This window comes from Arthrobacter sp. efr-133-R2A-120, assembly GCF_030209835.1.
GTDB lineage: Bacteria > Actinomycetota > Actinomycetes > Actinomycetales > Micrococcaceae > Arthrobacter.
In genome coordinates this window covers 1-13,623 of record NZ_JARVRF010000061.1, presented here as the reverse complement: position 1 = coordinate 13,623, position 13,623 = coordinate 1, and the positions used below count along the sequence as shown (strand labels likewise).

Genomic DNA, 13,623 nt, shown 5'->3' with positions numbered 1-13,623 from the left:
TCATACGCTCCGAGCGGGCGCGCCTGTTCTACGCGCCGGGCTCACAAAATCGTGAGGGGCGGCTCCCCCAAGGGCCGCGAGGGCGGGAAGGGAAGGTCCGGACCCGGCTCGGGGACAGGGGACGGGTCCGGCTCGGGCAGTGGAACCGGCTCGGGGGTTCCCGGGCGGGGCCCGGGTTCAGGCTCCGGGCCAGGGGTCGGGACGGGCGTAGGACCTGGCTCCGGGAACGGGACGGGCTCCGGCGCCGGGCTTGGGCCGGGCTCCCGGGTGGGGTCAGCGTTCGGGTCGCGCGTGGGGTCGGGAGGGAACTCGCTCATTGTTTGCTCCTCGGCATATCTTCAGTGGTGTAGTCGCCTTCGATCCGCTCGGCGGGCAGATCCGTGACGCGCTCCGTGCCGTAGTCGCCCTCGGTGTACTGGCCAACACGAGGCGCGTCACCGCCGTCGGCCGCTTCCATAGCTGCAGGGGTCGTCAAGTCAGGATCGACGGCGGGCAGTTCCGAGGTGGTGACGACAGGGGAGACTGGTTCCCCAGAGTCGTCGACATCGCCGGCGGCTACGGAGCCTCGCCAAGCTCCGCTCTCATAGCCGCGTTCTTCGATGAATTTCTTGAACTTGTCGAGGTCGGCTGAAACCCGCATATCGTCGATGCCCACCAGGGAGCCGGCCTTTTCGGCAAGGCCCTCCGGCTCCCATTCGATCTCCACACTCACCCGCGTACGGTCCGCACCAAGGGGCTCGAAGCTTACCGTGCCCGCGTTCCTCGGTCCGTCAATGCTGGCCCAGCTGACCAGTGAATCCGGGACCTGCTCCAGGATCTGGGCGTTGAAGTCGCGCTTGACGCCGCCGACCTTGGTGGAAAAATGCAGGGCGGTCTCGTCGATTTGTTCGACCGCTTCGACGCCCTTCATGAATTCCGGGAAAGACTCGAACTGGGTCCATTGGTTGTATGCCACTGAAACGGGAACTTCCACGTCGATTGTTCGGTTAACCGTAGCCATGTTCATGCTCCTTGCTTGCGCTTGTTCCTGCGGAGTTTGGTGCTCGCTTAGGCGATCTAGCCGGCGTCGAATGTTTCGCCGTCGTCGTCTTTCGGCGACTTATCCTCGGGCAGCCCTGTTGCATCGCCCTTCGGCTCCGACGAAAAAGACCTTCCGGGATCGGTCCCCTCGGAGTTCGAGTCGTCCAGCTCGGCATCGGCCGATGGGACAGCAGCTGAATCGTCGTCCTCCTCGGGTGTCGTTGTGTCGGTGTCCTTCGACTGATCCGCTTGCTGCCCCTCGCGTCCTGGCATTTCTTGTTCGGGCGTCGGGGTTCCGTAACCTCCGAACTCCTCTTCCTCGGCTGCATGGTGCTCGTGCATATCCATACCGTCCTTCCGCATTGGTTGAACCTGTTGATGGAAAATCAAGAACCGGCTACTCACGACGTCTTCGGTCGTGACCGGGAGGGCGGCCTGGAGATCCAGGACCCGGGCCCCGGACGAGAGGGACGCCGGCCCTCTTTCGGCGGTCGCTTGAGCTTGCTACCACATCGAAATTAGTAGGCTGGCGGTCTCTTGTCCATGGATTCCGGGAAATTGATCAGCAAACTTACTATCTTGATCTTAAAGGCCTAGACTAGGCCGGCATTGGACCTCGAACTAGGGTTCCGAAGCTACCTTCCGGCGCCGGGGAGACCAGGAAAGCAGGGGGTACAGCAGCACGAGTGCCGCGAGAGCGACAAGAATGCCGCCACCCGCCGCGAGGCCTGCCTCGGGCCCCACGGCAACGCTGAAGATCAGTCCGGCGCATCCTGCAATCAGTAGGGCTACGCAAGCCAGGACAGCCTTCACGATCAGGTTCCCTGCAGCCACCAGCCGGTACTTGACGTGATGCTGGAAAAGTCGCCGGTGCAGGCTGACCGGAACCAGCATGAGGCCGGTAGTCATGGTTGCCAGGACAACGAGGAGGAGGAACCACCATTTCTGCAGCTCCGTCAGCGTGCCGAATCGCTGTTGGAAGGGAAGGGTCAGCAGGAAGCCTCCAATGATTTGGACGCCTGTCTGGAGGACGCGCATTTCCTGGAGCAGCTCATTCCAATTGCGGTCCATCCGTTGGTCCTCGGACTCGTGCCTGGTGTCGGGAGCCGGCCCGGGGAGCAGGGGATCTTCCGGTCCGCTCACGACGGACGCGGCAGTTCGCAACCTGCCACGGGGTTCAGTCCCATGTAGTTCAAGGGACCGGCAACAATATTCAGGCTAATCGTTGCGAACTGGGAGCACTGCGCCGGGACGGCGCTGAAGTAGCCTCGCTGTCCGGCCGCTACTGCTCCTATGACGAGCCAGATCACCACGATCAGCCCGAAAATCGACCCGAATCGCATGGCCATCGACCAACCTCTCATCGATTCCGAATATCATCAGCTTACTTATTCAGGGACGTCGACCATAGGCTGGCCGATAACGACGGCGGCGGGAATGCGGTCCGTAACGCCCAAACCTTCCGATCCTTCCTGGGCGACCACCAGGGGCGGCCTCCACCATTGTTGGGTACCGTAGCTTCCATGGCTCAAACCAAGAGGGTCAAGATGCAATCGTCATCACTCATGACCGTGATCTTGGCGTTTGCGGCAAATCTCCTTGTCGCCGCGGCGAAAACCGTTGCTGCCGTGATGAGCGGGTCTGCCTCGATGATCGCCGAGTCCGCCCACTCCTGGGCCGACACCGGAAACCAGGTCTTCCTGCTGGTGGCCGAGAGGAGATCCTCGAAAAAGCGGGACGTGGCCCATCCAATGGGCTACGGCAGGGAAGCATACGTGTGGTCGATGTTCGCTGCGTTTGGGCTTTTCACCGCCGGCGCAGTGGTCTCCGTGATGCACGGCATCCAACAGCTTTTCGCACCGGAGCCCGCCCGCGATTTTGCGATCGCCTACGCGGTCTTGGCGATATCTTTCGTCCTCGAAGGGGGATCGTTCGTCCAGGCGTTCCGGCAGGCCCGCAAGTCCGCACGGGAGCTTGAACGCCGCACTTTGGAGCAGGTCCTCAAGAGCTCGGATCCCACCATGCGTGCTGTCTTCGCGGAGGACAGTGCCGCATTGATCGGCCTCGTCATTGCCTCCATGGGCGTCTTCCTGCACCAGGTCACAGGATCCCCGGTGCCTGACGCTCTCGGATCCATATTTGTCGGCATCCTTCTCGGTGTCATCGCAGTGGTCCTGATAGATCGCAATCGTCGCTTCCTTGTAGGCCAAGGCGTTACTCCCGAGCTTGAGAAATCGATGGCAATGCGCGTCTTGGAACATGCGGAAATCGAACGGCTGACGTACTTGCACTTGGAATTCGTTGGTCCACGCAAGCTGTATTTAGTGGCCGCCGTTGATATCAAGGGCGACCTCCGGGAACATGAAGTGGCCGTGGCCCTGCGCCGCGTCGAACGCGAACTCGAGGACCAGGAAACCGTGGAGGAAGCCGTGCTGACCCTGGCCACCCCCGACGAACCCTCATTGACCTTTGGCACCCGCAGGCACTCTCCAACCGTGGAGTAGCTGTCTGGCTGGCAATCCGCTGGCGCTGCCCTGGCGAAAACAAGTAGACGACACTCGTGCCATGCTTCACGCAAAGTTGTTGACTCAAGGAACCTGCCTCCGCGCGCTATCCGAGGACGCCGATCTCAGCTGGCCAACGGCAGGGTCGGCCGCAGGATGGAACCGGCGCGGCGGATGCTCAGTCAATGTCGAGGGGAGCTGCAATGGACGGGCAAATTTGGATTTGGATCGTGGTGGCGATTGTAATCATCGCGCTGATCGTCGCCGTCGTCGTTTTTGGGCGCCGTGCGAAAGACGCCGCCAACCGCAAGCGCGCCGCGGACCTCCGCGAGAAGGCCCGGGCCGACGCCGTCGGAGCTCATGAGCGCAGCGCTGAGGCCGCTCGAGCGACGGCCGACGCCGCGCGTGCCGAGAGCGAAGCGGAACGGCTGCACAAGGAGGCCGCGGACAAGCAGAAGGCTGCCGAGCGGGCCAACGAAGTCTCGCAAGACAGGCTGCGGCGGGCGGAAGAGCTGGACCCCGATGCAGGCAACCGCTCGGACCCGGATGGTACGGAAAGCCGCCGGGACAGGGACGACGACGAAACCCGACGGGAACGCGAGGACGACCGAGGCGACGAGGAGGGACGCCGGGACCCGAGATCGTAGGCTATCCCGCTGCCGTCACACTCCACCTGCAGCAGGTGCGGCTTGGGGTTGCTCTGCCATTTCCTGGGTGGCGGCCCAGCTCGCGAGGAGGCGCAGGGCATCTGCGGAAGGGGAGCCAGGTTCCGCAGGGTAGATGAATAGGGAGAGCCCGGTGTCCGCCGACAGTTCCATTGCCTCGAACAGCAGGCGGAGTTCGCCCACTACGGGGTGGTGGAAGTGCTTGAAACCGCTGTAGTGGCGGCGCACGTTGTGTGCGGCCCAGCGAGTGCGGAATTCATCGCTTCGGGTGGAAAGCTCTCCTACGAGGTCGCTCAGCCCGCGGTCGAACGGGTCGCGGCCGGCCTCGGTGCGCAGGATGGCCACCATGTTGTTGGCGGCAAGTTCCCAATCCGGGAAGAACCGCCGCGCCCGCTCTTCATCCAGGAATATGAAGCGTGCATAGTTGGCCGGCCGGACCGGGTTGACATACATCTCGGAATGCAAAGCAAGGCCGAGTTTGTTGGCAGCCAGAATGTCCATGCGCGCGTTGCGGACAAATGCCGGCGCGTCAGTGATGGCATCAAGGGCAAACTGGACACTTGGCCGGACCTGCTGCGGGGCCGACCGACGCTGCCGCTTGCTTGTTCCGGCCGTGCGGGCGAGATCGAAGAGGTGTGCGCTCTCAGCCTCGTCGAGTTGGAGGGCATTGGCCAGTGCTTCCAAGACGCTTTCAGACACTCCCGCAAGGTTTCCGCGTTCAAGACGGGTGTAATACTCAACGCTTACCCCGGCCAGGGTTGCGACTTCTCCGCGACGGAGCCCGGGTACTCGGCGGTTCCCGCTCGACGACGGCAGCCCCGCCTGTTCGGGGGTGATCTTCGCCCGACGGGAAGCAAGGAAATCGCGAGCGTCGTTCCGGTTGTCCATGCGATCAACGATAGTGACCTAAAAGCGCCTTGAGGGAGTCCCTGCCAGTACCTCTATCAACGGAAACTTCCCAGCGGCGGTGGTGGCCCCGACGTCGGCCGAGACCCGACGTCGTCCTAGAAGATGTGGAAGTCGCCGGCGTCGGCGTTCGCAGACGGGTACACCACGGGTTCCCGTCCCAGCTCCAGCAGGACGTCGTTGATGCTCATTTGCCCGTCGAGTTGGACGGCCGGGACGAAGGCGGTTTCGGATTCGACTTCAGCGGTCATGGATCGATCTTATGCGCGGCAGGGCCCATGGACACGATGAACACGCGGCCTTCAGGCTAAGACGCCGAGCGCTGGCTTGTGGTCGAGGATCACGGTTTCTGGGATGCGGCAGCGGAGGGGGAGAGGTCGGACAGGGTTAGGGGATGTGCCGGAGCCTCCGGGAACGGGTGGCTGATAGTCACAGCCAAATCCGGATTGACGTGGACCAGAGCGCCGGCGGGCAGCGCACTCCACTGCGGGTTGTCATCCATCGGTTCGGTGGCGATGAGGACGTGTCCGGCACGCGAGGCCTCCCTGCTGTGCGCGCGGATGCGGGAGCTCCTTGCGTCCAGGGGAGCTGCCTCGTCCGAGCGGGCAGGCAGCCGTTCCAGAATGTGAAGCTCATGCGTGTCCGGGTACCTGACTGCCCAAACATCGCTCGCGGTCGTCAGGATGAGGTTCAAACTGAACACCGGTAACTCCTTGGCGATCCAGCTGATCGCCTGGGTAATTCCTTCGCCGACGTCGCCATCCGCCCGTCTGCTTTCCGCGGTGATCAGCGCGAAGAGGCGCTCACTGTCGGTCTGGCCCTTCACCAAGTCCGCGACCCCGAACTCAGCCAGCCGCTGATCGAGCCGTTCAAGGTCGCCGAAGGCTCCGTTGTGGGCGAACAACCGCCCGTCCTGCTCGAACGGATGGGTATTGACCATGGTGTGCGCGCCGGTGCTGGCATACCTCACATGGGCCAGGAACGTCGTGCTCTTCAGGACCCGTGCCTCACGTGCAAAGGCGTGGTCCTCCCATGCGGCGAGCGGTTGTTTGGCGACATGGGCCTTACCGTCGCCGTCAAAGGTGCCTATTCCGGCGCCGTCGGGCTCGCGCCTGCTCTGGTCAGCGAGGCTGTCCGGGGCGTCCAAAAGCCAGAAAGTGGCCCGGACTGCTTGTGAACCGGCATGCAAGCCGAACAACCGGCACATGGCACGCATCCTTCCTTGAAGCGGCTGGCGTTGAAGCTGCTGGCTAGTGGTGGAACGCCTGGGTTTGCCCGCCGGCGGGCATCGGCGCCGTGAGGCCGTCCAGGTAGGCGACTTCCTTCTTGAGGTCGGCCAGGAAGCTGGACGCGAGGTCGCGTGTAAAGCCGTTGCGGACAACGATCCGTTGGACAGTAATCTCGCTCAGTCCTTCGGGCATGGGGTATGCGGGGACGAGCCAGCCATTCATCCGCAGCCGTTCGGACAGGTGGTGAAGGTTCCACTTTTCCGTGTAGCCGTCAGTGAGCTGCCAGGCAAAGACCGGAATGTCCGATCCGTCGCTCCACAAAGTAAACGACTCCATCGCCCCTATTTCGCTGGAGAGATAAAGCGCCACGTCCCGGGAAGTTGCCTGGACGGATTTGTAGCCCTCATATCCGAGCCGGAGGAACAGGTAGTACTGAAGGAGCACCTGGGCGCCGGGGCGTGAGAAGTTCAGGGCGAAGCTCGGCATGTTGCCGCCCAGGTAACTGACATGGAAGATCAGGTCTTCGGGCAGCGCCTGCTCGTCACGCCAGATGACCCAGCCGAGGCCGGGATAAACCAAGCCGTACTTGTGGCCGGACGTGTTGATCGAGGCAACCCGCGGGAGTCGGAAGTCCCAGACGGTCTCCCGCTGCAGGAAGGGTGCAACCATGGCTCCGGACGCGCCGTCGACGTGGATCGGAATATCCAGGCCGCGTTTTTCCTGGATTTCGTCCAGCGCCGCCGAGATCTGTTCCACGGGTTCATATGCTCCCGTGTAGGTCACGCCCATGATCGCTACAACGCCAATGGTGTTCTCGTCCACGTACTTGTCCAGCTCGTAGCCGTCCAGCACTTGGTGTTCCTTCGATACGGGAACGTACCGGGCCTCCACGTCCCAGTAGTTGCAGAACTTCTCCCAGCACACTTGGACGGCCGAGCTGAGGACCAGGTTGGGTTTGTCCGTGGAAAGACCGGCCGCCCGCCGTGCGTGCTGCCAGCGACGCTTCAAGGCCAGTCCGCCCAGCATGCATGCCTCGGAGGAACCGATCGTTGAGGTCCCAACGGATTTGGCGGGCTCGGGCGCGTTCCACAAGTCTGCGAGCATCCGCCAGCAGCGGGTCTCGATCAAGGCCGTCTGGGGGTATTCGTCCTTGTCGATCATGTTCTTGTCGAACGTCTCGGCGTACAGTTTCGACGCTTCCGGTTCCATCCACGTTCCAACGAACGTTGCCAGGTTCAGGCGGGAGTTGCCGTCCAGCATGGCTTCGTCGTGGACAACCTGATAAGCAGTGGAAGGAAGGGACTCCCCGTCCGGAATGGTGAACCGTGGAAAAATACTGGATTCTCCCGGTCGGCTGAACACCGGGTTCAGTTCTACTGCAGTGTCGGGTTCATGGGCTGATGTTCGGTGTGACCTATTGATGGTTCGCTCCTTTGACTCGCCGCAGCGCAGGCCGCTGCAGTGGCATGGCCCGCCAAGGCCCCACGCTACCGTGGGTGGCCGCCCTGCCCAAGCCCTTCCGGGAGCCGCAATCGCTCAGGTTGGCGCAGCTCAAAGAGGTGATCGTCGCAGCTTGAGGTCTCTCCCAGGCCATGGTGCCAAAGTGGCTCCTGGTGCATAATCTCAGGGGACTGAGCTTTGTCACCGCGAGGGTAGGAGGCACCAATGTCGATGCAGGACACTCCAGAAGATCGCCAGCCGGGGGAGACGCAAAGCGTTCCGCTGCCAGGATCAGAGAGGGCTCCCGCTCCGGGCGTCCGGGCTACCTTCGGTCCCGTTGATCCTTCCCGTCGGATCGAGGCGACGGTCATCCTGAGGCGCCGGGAAGAAATGGCCGACGTTCCGTCCGCAGCCCTTTCGCGGGACGAACTTGCCTCCCGATACGGCGCATCGGCAGCAGACCTGGATCTGGCTGTAGGCACTTTCGCCAACCTCGGTCTCGACGTCGTGGAGTCGGACGCGGCCAGCCGCAGGATTCGGCTGGCCGGAACCGTGGAGCAGATGAGCAGCATCTTCGGGACGTCCCTCGACGAGCTGACGAGCCGCAGCCCGGACGGCACCGCTGTCACCCACAGGCATCGCACCGGCGGCCTGCAACTACCTGCAGCCCTCGACGGCGTCGTCGTTGCCGTCCTCGGCCTTGACGACCGGCCGCAGGCCCGTGCACAATTCCGCGCCATCCCCCTGGCCGCGGCCAGTACGAGCTATACCCCGCCCCAGCTGGGAAAGATCTACAACTTCCCTAAGGGAACGGACGGGACGGGTCAAACCGTAGCCATCCTCGAGCTGGGCGGCGGCTACGGGCAGCAAGACCTTGACGCTTACTTCCAGGAGCTTGGTATCGCGACGCCGAGCATCACCGCGGTAGGAGTCGACGGCGGGGCGAACCAGCCGGGGCAGGATCCGGCAGGCGCCGACGGGGAGGTCCTGCTCGACATCGAAGTGGTCGGCGCCTTGGCGCCGAAGGCCAACATTGTGGCCTATTTTGCTCCCAACACCGACGCCGGGTTCCTGGATGCGATTGTCGCAGCGTCCCATGCAAACCCGGCGCCGGCCGCGATCAGCATCAGTTGGGGTCAGAGCGAAGACGCCTGGACCGCCCAGGCCCGGTCCGCTTTCGACCAGGCCATGGCGGACGCCGCAGCCCTCGGAGTGACGGTGACAGCAGCAGCCGGGGACAACGGCAGTGCGGATGGCGCAACGGACAACAAGGATCATGCCGATTTCCCGGCGTCGAGCCCGCATGTGCTGGCCTGCGGCGGGACCCGCCTTCAAGCAGACGCCGCAACAGGTGTCATCAGCGCGGAAACGGTCTGGAACGATGGCCCCAACTCGGCTACCGGCGGAGGATACAGCGATGTCTTTCCGGTTCCTTCTTGGCAGTCGGGCATCTCGGGACATGCCAAGCACAAGAAAGCTGGAAGGGGTGTGCCCGATGTCAGCGGCGTCGCCGACCCGCAAACCGGCTACCAAGTGCGCGTCGACGGGAAAGACATGGTGATCGGGGGAACCAGTGCGGTGGCGCCTCTCTGGGCGGCCCTGGTTGCCCGCCTCGCCCAGGCCACTAACAGGCGCTTCGGGCTGATCCAGCCGCTGCTCTACCAAAACGGCACCCAACCGGCGTCGGGCTTCCATGACATCACCTCAGGCTCCAATGGAAGCTACCATGCCGGGACCGGCTGGGATCCCTGCACGGGCCTGGGCAGTCCGGACGGCAGTGCTCTCCTTGCATTGCTGGAAGCCAAGCCCTAGCGGACCTGCGGAACCGTCGCACTACTCCCAAAAACTCACCGCCCAAAGGGGTTTGGCTCGGTAGACTGGTTGGTGTCCTTTACAACCTCGGGTTTCAAAGGAGGCCACACAATGGCTGGATACTTTGAGCTGATCGACGGACCCAACGATGGGTACAGGATTGCCCTACGCGACGGCGAAGGCGACATTCTGGCGATGTCTACGACCTTCGCCACCAAGCAGTCGGCTGTTCGAGGGATATCCACACTCAGGGAGATCGCCGGAACGGCCCTCATCAAGGACCGGAGCCACGGACGGTGGACGCCGTCCCTTGAGCGTCAGGCACACCACTTGCATCTGTTCCACCAACCCGCATGGCGGAAGCACGAAGTAAGAAGCGCGGCAGGCCGCTTGTAGCCCTGCGGCAGCGCGGTTTCACGAACCGCCCCGCACTCCAGTCCCCAAGGCCCTCCCCGTTACGGGTTCCACGGGCCGCAATGAGGCATGCCAAAAATCCGTCCGCCACCAAGTCTTCCTGCTGAAAAACGGCTCGCCCGCGCCTGCTTTGGCTGCCCCAGCCCGAGCGGATACGATGGACGATGGCTGGCTGTGGTCCCCGTACGCCACAAGCTATGAAGCCTTATCAATGAATAGGAGACACCCGTGTCAGATGCCCAGCAGATCACCCTCATCGTCGATGGCGAAGAGACCAAGGTGACGGAAGGGACCACCGGCGCGGAACTCTTCTTTGAGCGCCGCGACGTCGTAGTGGCCCGTGTAGACGGCGAACTCAAGGACCTTGACCAGGTACTGCCCGAGGGAGCCCAGGTTGATGGCGTCACCATCGATTCGCCGGACGGCCTGAACGTCCTGCGCCACTCCGCCGCACACGTCATGGCCCAGGCCGTGCAGCAGCTTCGTCCGGATGCCAAACTCGGAATCGGCCCCTACATCACAGACGGCTTCTACTTCGACTTCGACGTTGCCGAGCCTTTCACTCCTGAAGACCTGCGCCAGCTCGAGAAGATGATGCAGAAGATCATCAACCAGAACCAGAAGTTCGTGCGCCGCGTCGTCACCGAAGACGAAGCCCGCGAAGCCATGAAGGCCGAGCCCTACAAGCTCGAACTGCTGGGCAAGAAGAACGACGCCGCCGACGCCGGCGAGGGCGTCAACGTCGAGGTGGGCGCCGGAGACATCACCATCTACGACAACGTGGACCGAAAGAGCGGTGAGAGCGTCTGGTGCGATCTCTGCCGCGGCCCGCACCTGCCCAACACCAAACTGATCTCCAACGCCTTCGCCCTGACCCGCTCCTCGGCGGCATACTGGCTGGGCAACCAGAACAACCAGCAGCTGCAGCGTATCTACGGCACCGCCTGGCCCACCAAGGACGCGCTCAAGGCGTACCAGGAGCGCATCGCCGAGGCTGAGCGCCGCGATCACCGCAAGCTCGGCGCCGAGCTGGACCTCTTTTCCTTCCCGGATGAGCTGGGCTCCGGCCTGCCGGTGTTCCACCCCAAGGGCGGGATCATCCGCAAGGCGATGGAGGACTATTCACGCCAGCGCCACGTGGACGCCGGATACGAATTCGTCTATACCCCCCACATCACCAAAGGACACCTCTACGAAGTGTCCGGCCACCTTGACTGGTACAGGGACGGCATGTTCCCGGCGATGCACATCGACGCGGAATTGAACGACGACGGCACCGTGCGCAAGCCCGGCCAGGACTACTACCTGAAGCCGATGAACTGCCCCATGCACAACCTCATCTTCCGTTCGCGCGGCCGCTCCTACCGGGAACTGCCCCTTCGGCTCTTCGAATTCGGCTCTGTTTACCGCTACGAGAAGTCCGGTGTTGTCCATGGTCTGACCCGCGTGCGCGGCATGACACAGGACGACGCCCACATCTACTGCACCCGCGAGCAGATGAAGGACGAGCTCACCACCACCCTGAACTTTGTCCTTGGCCTGCTCAAGGACTACGGACTAGACGACTTCTACCTTGAACTGTCCACCAAGAACGAAGACAAGTTCGTTGGCGAGGACGCCGCCTGGGAGGAAGCCACCCGTACCTTGGCCGAAGTAGCCGAGGCCTCGGGGCTGGAGCTGGTCCCGGATCCGGGTGGAGCCGCGTTCTACGGCCCCAAGATCTCCGTGCAGGCCAAGGACGCGCTGGGCCGCACCTGGCAGATGTCCACCATTCAGCTGGACTTCAACCTGCCTGAGCGGTTCGAGCTGGAGTTCCAGGCCGCCGACGGCACCCGCCAGCGTCCGGTCATGATCCACCGTGCCTTGTTCGGCTCGGTAGAGCGTTTCATGGGCGTCCTGACCGAACACTACGCGGGAGCATTCCCTGCCTGGCTTTCGCCCGTGCAGGTGGTTGGCATTCCGGTGGCGGAGGCGTTCAACGACTACATGTTCGACGTCGTCGGCCAACTCAAGGCCGCGGGCATCCGTGCCGAGGTGGACATTTCCTCCGACCGCTTCCCCAAGAAGATCCGCACCGCGAGCAAGGACAAAATTCCTTTCGTCCTCATTGCCGGCGGGGAGGACGCAGAGGCGGGTGCGGTGTCGTTCCGCTTCCGTGATGGCAGCCAGGACAACGGTGTGCCCGTTGCCGAGGCCGTCCGAAGGATTGTGGACGCCGTCAAGAACCGCGAGAGCTGACGAGTCGGACACCGCGGGGGGCAGAAACAGTGCAGGAGAACACGGGCGTGACAGCTGATTATCCGGGCGATGCCGAAGTGACCGACGACTTCGGTCTGGCAGGTGTTCCTGATGCCTTCCAGCGCCTGTGGACTCCGCACCGCCTCGCCTACATCAAGGGCGGCCAAAACCAGTTCAAGAACCAGGACGACTGCCCGTTCTGCGTGGCTCCGAGCCGCACGGACGAGGAAGCCCTCATCGTGCGCCGCGGCAAGACGTGCTACGTGGTGCTCAACCTATTCCCCTACAACCCCGGTCATTTGCTGGTGTGCCCCTACCGGCATGTTCCGGACTACACGGACATCACGGTGCAGGAAACGGCGGAAATGGCGGAGCTCACGCAGACTGCGATGCGGGTGCTGCGAAAGGTGGCCAACCCGAGCGGGTTCAACCTGGGCATGAACCAAGGTGTGGCCGGCGGGGCGGGAATTGCCGCGCACCTGCACCAGCACGTGGTTCCGCGCTGGGGTGGGGACGGAAACTTCTTCCCGATTATCGCCCAGACGAAGGCCATCACACAGACGCTTGACGAGGTCCGGCAGCAGGTGGCCGACGCTTGGCCGGAAGAGTCGGAGCTATCCGGGGAGACGGATGCTTAATCGGCACGCCCGCGGGTTTTTCACCGGGTTGTTCTCGCCCCTTGCCCGATTCCTACTCAGGGTTGGGGTTTCGCCGGACGCCGTTACCGTCGTCGGGACCGCCGGCGTTGTTCTCGGCGCCCTGATTCTCTACCCCCTGGGCCAGCTCTGGTGGGGTTCGCTGCTGATTGCCGTTTTCGCGCTGTCCGACGTCGTGGACGGCATCATGGCGAGGGAGCAGGGACGCAGCGGACCGTGGGGAAACTTCCTCGACTCCACGCTGGACCGGCTGGCTGACGGCGCGATTTTCGCTGGCGTCGCAATCTGGTTCTTCACGGGCGGCGGGAACGGCACGATTGCCATGGCGGCACTCGCGTGCCTGGTACTCGGGATGGTGGTTTCGTACGCCCGCGCCAAGGCGGAATCACTGGGCTTCTACGCCAATGTGGGCATCGCCGAGCGCGCGGAGAGGCTCATTTCGGTGCTCCTCGTCACCGGCCTGACCGGACTCGGGTTGCCTCCCGTCGTCTTGCTGGTGACCCTTGTCATTCTCGCCGCCGCCACGGGCGTCACGGTCGTCCAAAGGATGGCGGCCGTCCGCGAACAGGCGATGGCAGACGTCGACGGCGGGACGCCAGCCTAAGCGGTGATTTGCCCGCGGCCGGCCCTGTTTTTGCGCGACGGCGATCAACCCCGTGTGCAGGCGCGTTTCGTGTCTGTGCAGGTTTATGTCCGGGTGGGTCTGAAGTAGTGGTTGCGTCGGGGTGTTTGGCGGGGG

Annotated in this window: 17 protein-coding genes; 7 read left to right on the top strand and 10 right to left on the bottom strand. The window is 63.3% G+C overall.

From position 1 onward, the window contains the following. Window positions 1-41 precede the first annotated feature (41 nt). The 6 genes from QRN52_RS21065 to QRN52_RS21040 form a co-directional block, all read right to left on the bottom strand. Window positions 42-317, bottom strand: coding sequence for a hypothetical protein (locus tag QRN52_RS21065; RefSeq protein ID WP_284755568.1), 276 nt, complete (start codon window positions 315-317; stop codon window positions 42-44). Next, complete coding sequence (locus QRN52_RS21060; protein ID WP_284755566.1) at window positions 314-1,000, bottom strand: SRPBCC family protein; 687 nt, start codon at window positions 998-1,000, stop codon at window positions 314-316. The genes QRN52_RS21065 and QRN52_RS21060 overlap by 4 nt, the downstream gene beginning before the upstream one ends. A 56-nt stretch (window positions 1,001-1,056) precedes the next feature. After that, on the bottom strand, window positions 1,057-1,368 hold the full coding sequence (locus tag QRN52_RS21055) for a hypothetical protein (RefSeq protein WP_284755565.1): 312 nt from the start codon (window positions 1,366-1,368) through the stop codon (window positions 1,057-1,059). Window positions 1,369-1,641: 273 nt separating this feature from the next. Further along, window positions 1,642-2,163: a DUF6328 family protein gene (locus QRN52_RS21050; protein WP_350225171.1), complete on the bottom strand. Its 522-nt coding sequence runs from the start codon at window positions 2,161-2,163 to the stop codon at window positions 1,642-1,644. Continuing rightward, window positions 2,160-2,369 carry a hypothetical protein gene (locus QRN52_RS21045; RefSeq protein WP_284755563.1) on the bottom strand — a complete coding sequence of 70 codons (210 nt, stop codon included), beginning with the start codon at window positions 2,367-2,369 and terminating at the stop codon, window positions 2,160-2,162. The genes QRN52_RS21050 and QRN52_RS21045 overlap by 4 nt, the downstream gene beginning before the upstream one ends. A gap of 39 nt (window positions 2,370-2,408) precedes the next feature. Continuing rightward, the gene (locus tag QRN52_RS21040) at window positions 2,409-2,552 is read right to left on the bottom strand and encodes a hypothetical protein (protein ID WP_284755561.1); all 144 of its coding nucleotides are present in this window, start codon (window positions 2,550-2,552) and stop codon (window positions 2,409-2,411) included. Between QRN52_RS21040 and QRN52_RS21035 the strand changes: the two genes are divergently transcribed. Together QRN52_RS21035 and QRN52_RS21030 are read left to right on the top strand one after the other, a co-directional pair. Continuing rightward, entirely contained in the window at window positions 2,544-3,524 is a 981-nt protein-coding gene (locus QRN52_RS21035) for a cation diffusion facilitator family transporter (protein ID WP_284755559.1), read from the top strand. The genes QRN52_RS21040 and QRN52_RS21035 overlap by 9 nt on opposite strands. 203 nt (window positions 3,525-3,727) lie before the next feature. Then, window positions 3,728-4,171 carry a hypothetical protein gene (locus tag QRN52_RS21030; RefSeq protein ID WP_284755558.1) on the top strand — a complete coding sequence of 148 codons (444 nt, stop codon included), beginning with the start codon at window positions 3,728-3,730 and terminating at the stop codon, window positions 4,169-4,171. Between the two features lie 15 nt (window positions 4,172-4,186). Here the strand turns inward: QRN52_RS21030 and QRN52_RS21025 are convergent, their stop codons facing one another. The 4 genes from QRN52_RS21025 to gad all read right to left on the bottom strand — a co-directional run bounded on the left by QRN52_RS21025 (window position 4,187) and on the right by gad (window position 7,746). Further along, on the bottom strand, window positions 4,187-5,077 hold the full coding sequence (locus QRN52_RS21025; protein ID WP_284755556.1) for a helix-turn-helix transcriptional regulator: 891 nt from the start codon (window positions 5,075-5,077) through the stop codon (window positions 4,187-4,189). Between the two features lie 116 nt (window positions 5,078-5,193). After that, entirely contained in the window at window positions 5,194-5,346 is a 153-nt protein-coding gene (locus QRN52_RS21020) for a hypothetical protein (RefSeq protein WP_172465612.1), read from the bottom strand. A gap of 89 nt (window positions 5,347-5,435) precedes the next feature. Next, the gene (locus QRN52_RS21015) at window positions 5,436-6,302 is read right to left on the bottom strand and encodes a class II glutamine amidotransferase (RefSeq protein ID WP_284755553.1); all 867 of its coding nucleotides are present in this window, start codon (window positions 6,300-6,302) and stop codon (window positions 5,436-5,438) included. Window positions 6,303-6,345: 43 nt separating this feature from the next. After that, window positions 6,346-7,746: a glutamate decarboxylase gene (gene gad / locus QRN52_RS21010; protein ID WP_284755641.1), complete on the bottom strand. Its 1,401-nt coding sequence runs from the start codon at window positions 7,744-7,746 to the stop codon at window positions 6,346-6,348. Window positions 7,747-7,989: 243 nt separating this feature from the next. On the opposite strand from gad, the gene QRN52_RS21005 reads away from it, so the two are divergent. The 5 genes from QRN52_RS21005 (at window position 7,990) to pgsA (ending at window position 13,488) form a co-directional block, all read left to right on the top strand. Beyond that, window positions 7,990-9,576 carry a S53 family peptidase gene (locus QRN52_RS21005; protein WP_284755551.1) on the top strand — a complete coding sequence of 529 codons (1,587 nt, stop codon included), beginning with the start codon at window positions 7,990-7,992 and terminating at the stop codon, window positions 9,574-9,576. Between the two features lie 111 nt (window positions 9,577-9,687). Beyond that, complete coding sequence (locus tag QRN52_RS21000) at window positions 9,688-9,972, top strand: YegP family protein (protein ID WP_284755550.1); 285 nt, start codon at window positions 9,688-9,690, stop codon at window positions 9,970-9,972. A gap of 246 nt (window positions 9,973-10,218) precedes the next feature. Beyond that, window positions 10,219-12,228: a threonine--tRNA ligase gene (gene thrS / locus QRN52_RS20995; RefSeq protein WP_284755548.1), complete on the top strand. Its 2,010-nt coding sequence runs from the start codon at window positions 10,219-10,221 to the stop codon at window positions 12,226-12,228. A gap of 29 nt (window positions 12,229-12,257) precedes the next feature. Next, window positions 12,258-12,866, top strand: coding sequence for an HIT family protein (locus tag QRN52_RS20990; protein ID WP_284755547.1), 609 nt, complete (start codon window positions 12,258-12,260; stop codon window positions 12,864-12,866). Continuing rightward, window positions 12,859-13,488: a phosphatidylinositol phosphate synthase gene (gene pgsA / locus QRN52_RS20985; RefSeq protein WP_284755546.1), complete on the top strand. Its 630-nt coding sequence runs from the start codon at window positions 12,859-12,861 to the stop codon at window positions 13,486-13,488. Before QRN52_RS20990 ends, pgsA begins: the two co-directional genes overlap by 8 nt. The last annotated feature ends 135 nt before the right edge of the window (window positions 13,489-13,623 follow it).

Excerpts from the sequence above, each read along its gene's own strand:
- QRN52_RS21025 (WP_284755556.1), bottom strand. The coding sequence starts at position 5,077 with ATGGACAACCGGAACGACGCTCGCGATTTCCTTGCTTCCCGTCGGGCG.
- QRN52_RS21045 (WP_284755563.1), bottom strand. The coding sequence starts at position 2,369 with ATGGCCATGCGATTCGGGTCGATTTTCGGGCTGATCGTGGTGATCTGG.
- QRN52_RS21035 (WP_284755559.1), top strand. The coding sequence starts at position 2,544 with ATGGCTCAAACCAAGAGGGTCAAGATGCAATCGTCATCACTCATGACC.
- QRN52_RS21065 (WP_284755568.1), bottom strand. The coding sequence starts at position 317 with ATGAGCGAGTTCCCTCCCGACCCCACGCGCGACCCGAACGCTGACCCC.
- QRN52_RS21005 (WP_284755551.1), top strand. The coding sequence starts at position 7,990 with ATGTCGATGCAGGACACTCCAGAAGATCGCCAGCCGGGGGAGACGCAA.
- QRN52_RS21020 (WP_172465612.1), bottom strand. The coding sequence starts at position 5,346 with ATGACCGCTGAAGTCGAATCCGAAACCGCCTTCGTCCCGGCCGTCCAA.
- QRN52_RS21000 (WP_284755550.1), top strand. The coding sequence starts at position 9,688 with ATGGCTGGATACTTTGAGCTGATCGACGGACCCAACGATGGGTACAGG.
- QRN52_RS21055 (WP_284755565.1), bottom strand. The coding sequence starts at position 1,368 with ATGGATATGCACGAGCACCATGCAGCCGAGGAAGAGGAGTTCGGAGGT.
- pgsA (WP_284755546.1), top strand. The coding sequence starts at position 12,859 with ATGCTTAATCGGCACGCCCGCGGGTTTTTCACCGGGTTGTTCTCGCCC.
- QRN52_RS21015 (WP_284755553.1), bottom strand. The coding sequence starts at position 6,302 with ATGTGCCGGTTGTTCGGCTTGCATGCCGGTTCACAAGCAGTCCGGGCC.
- QRN52_RS21030 (WP_284755558.1), top strand. The coding sequence starts at position 3,728 with ATGGACGGGCAAATTTGGATTTGGATCGTGGTGGCGATTGTAATCATC.
- QRN52_RS21060 (WP_284755566.1), bottom strand. The coding sequence starts at position 1,000 with ATGGCTACGGTTAACCGAACAATCGACGTGGAAGTTCCCGTTTCAGTG.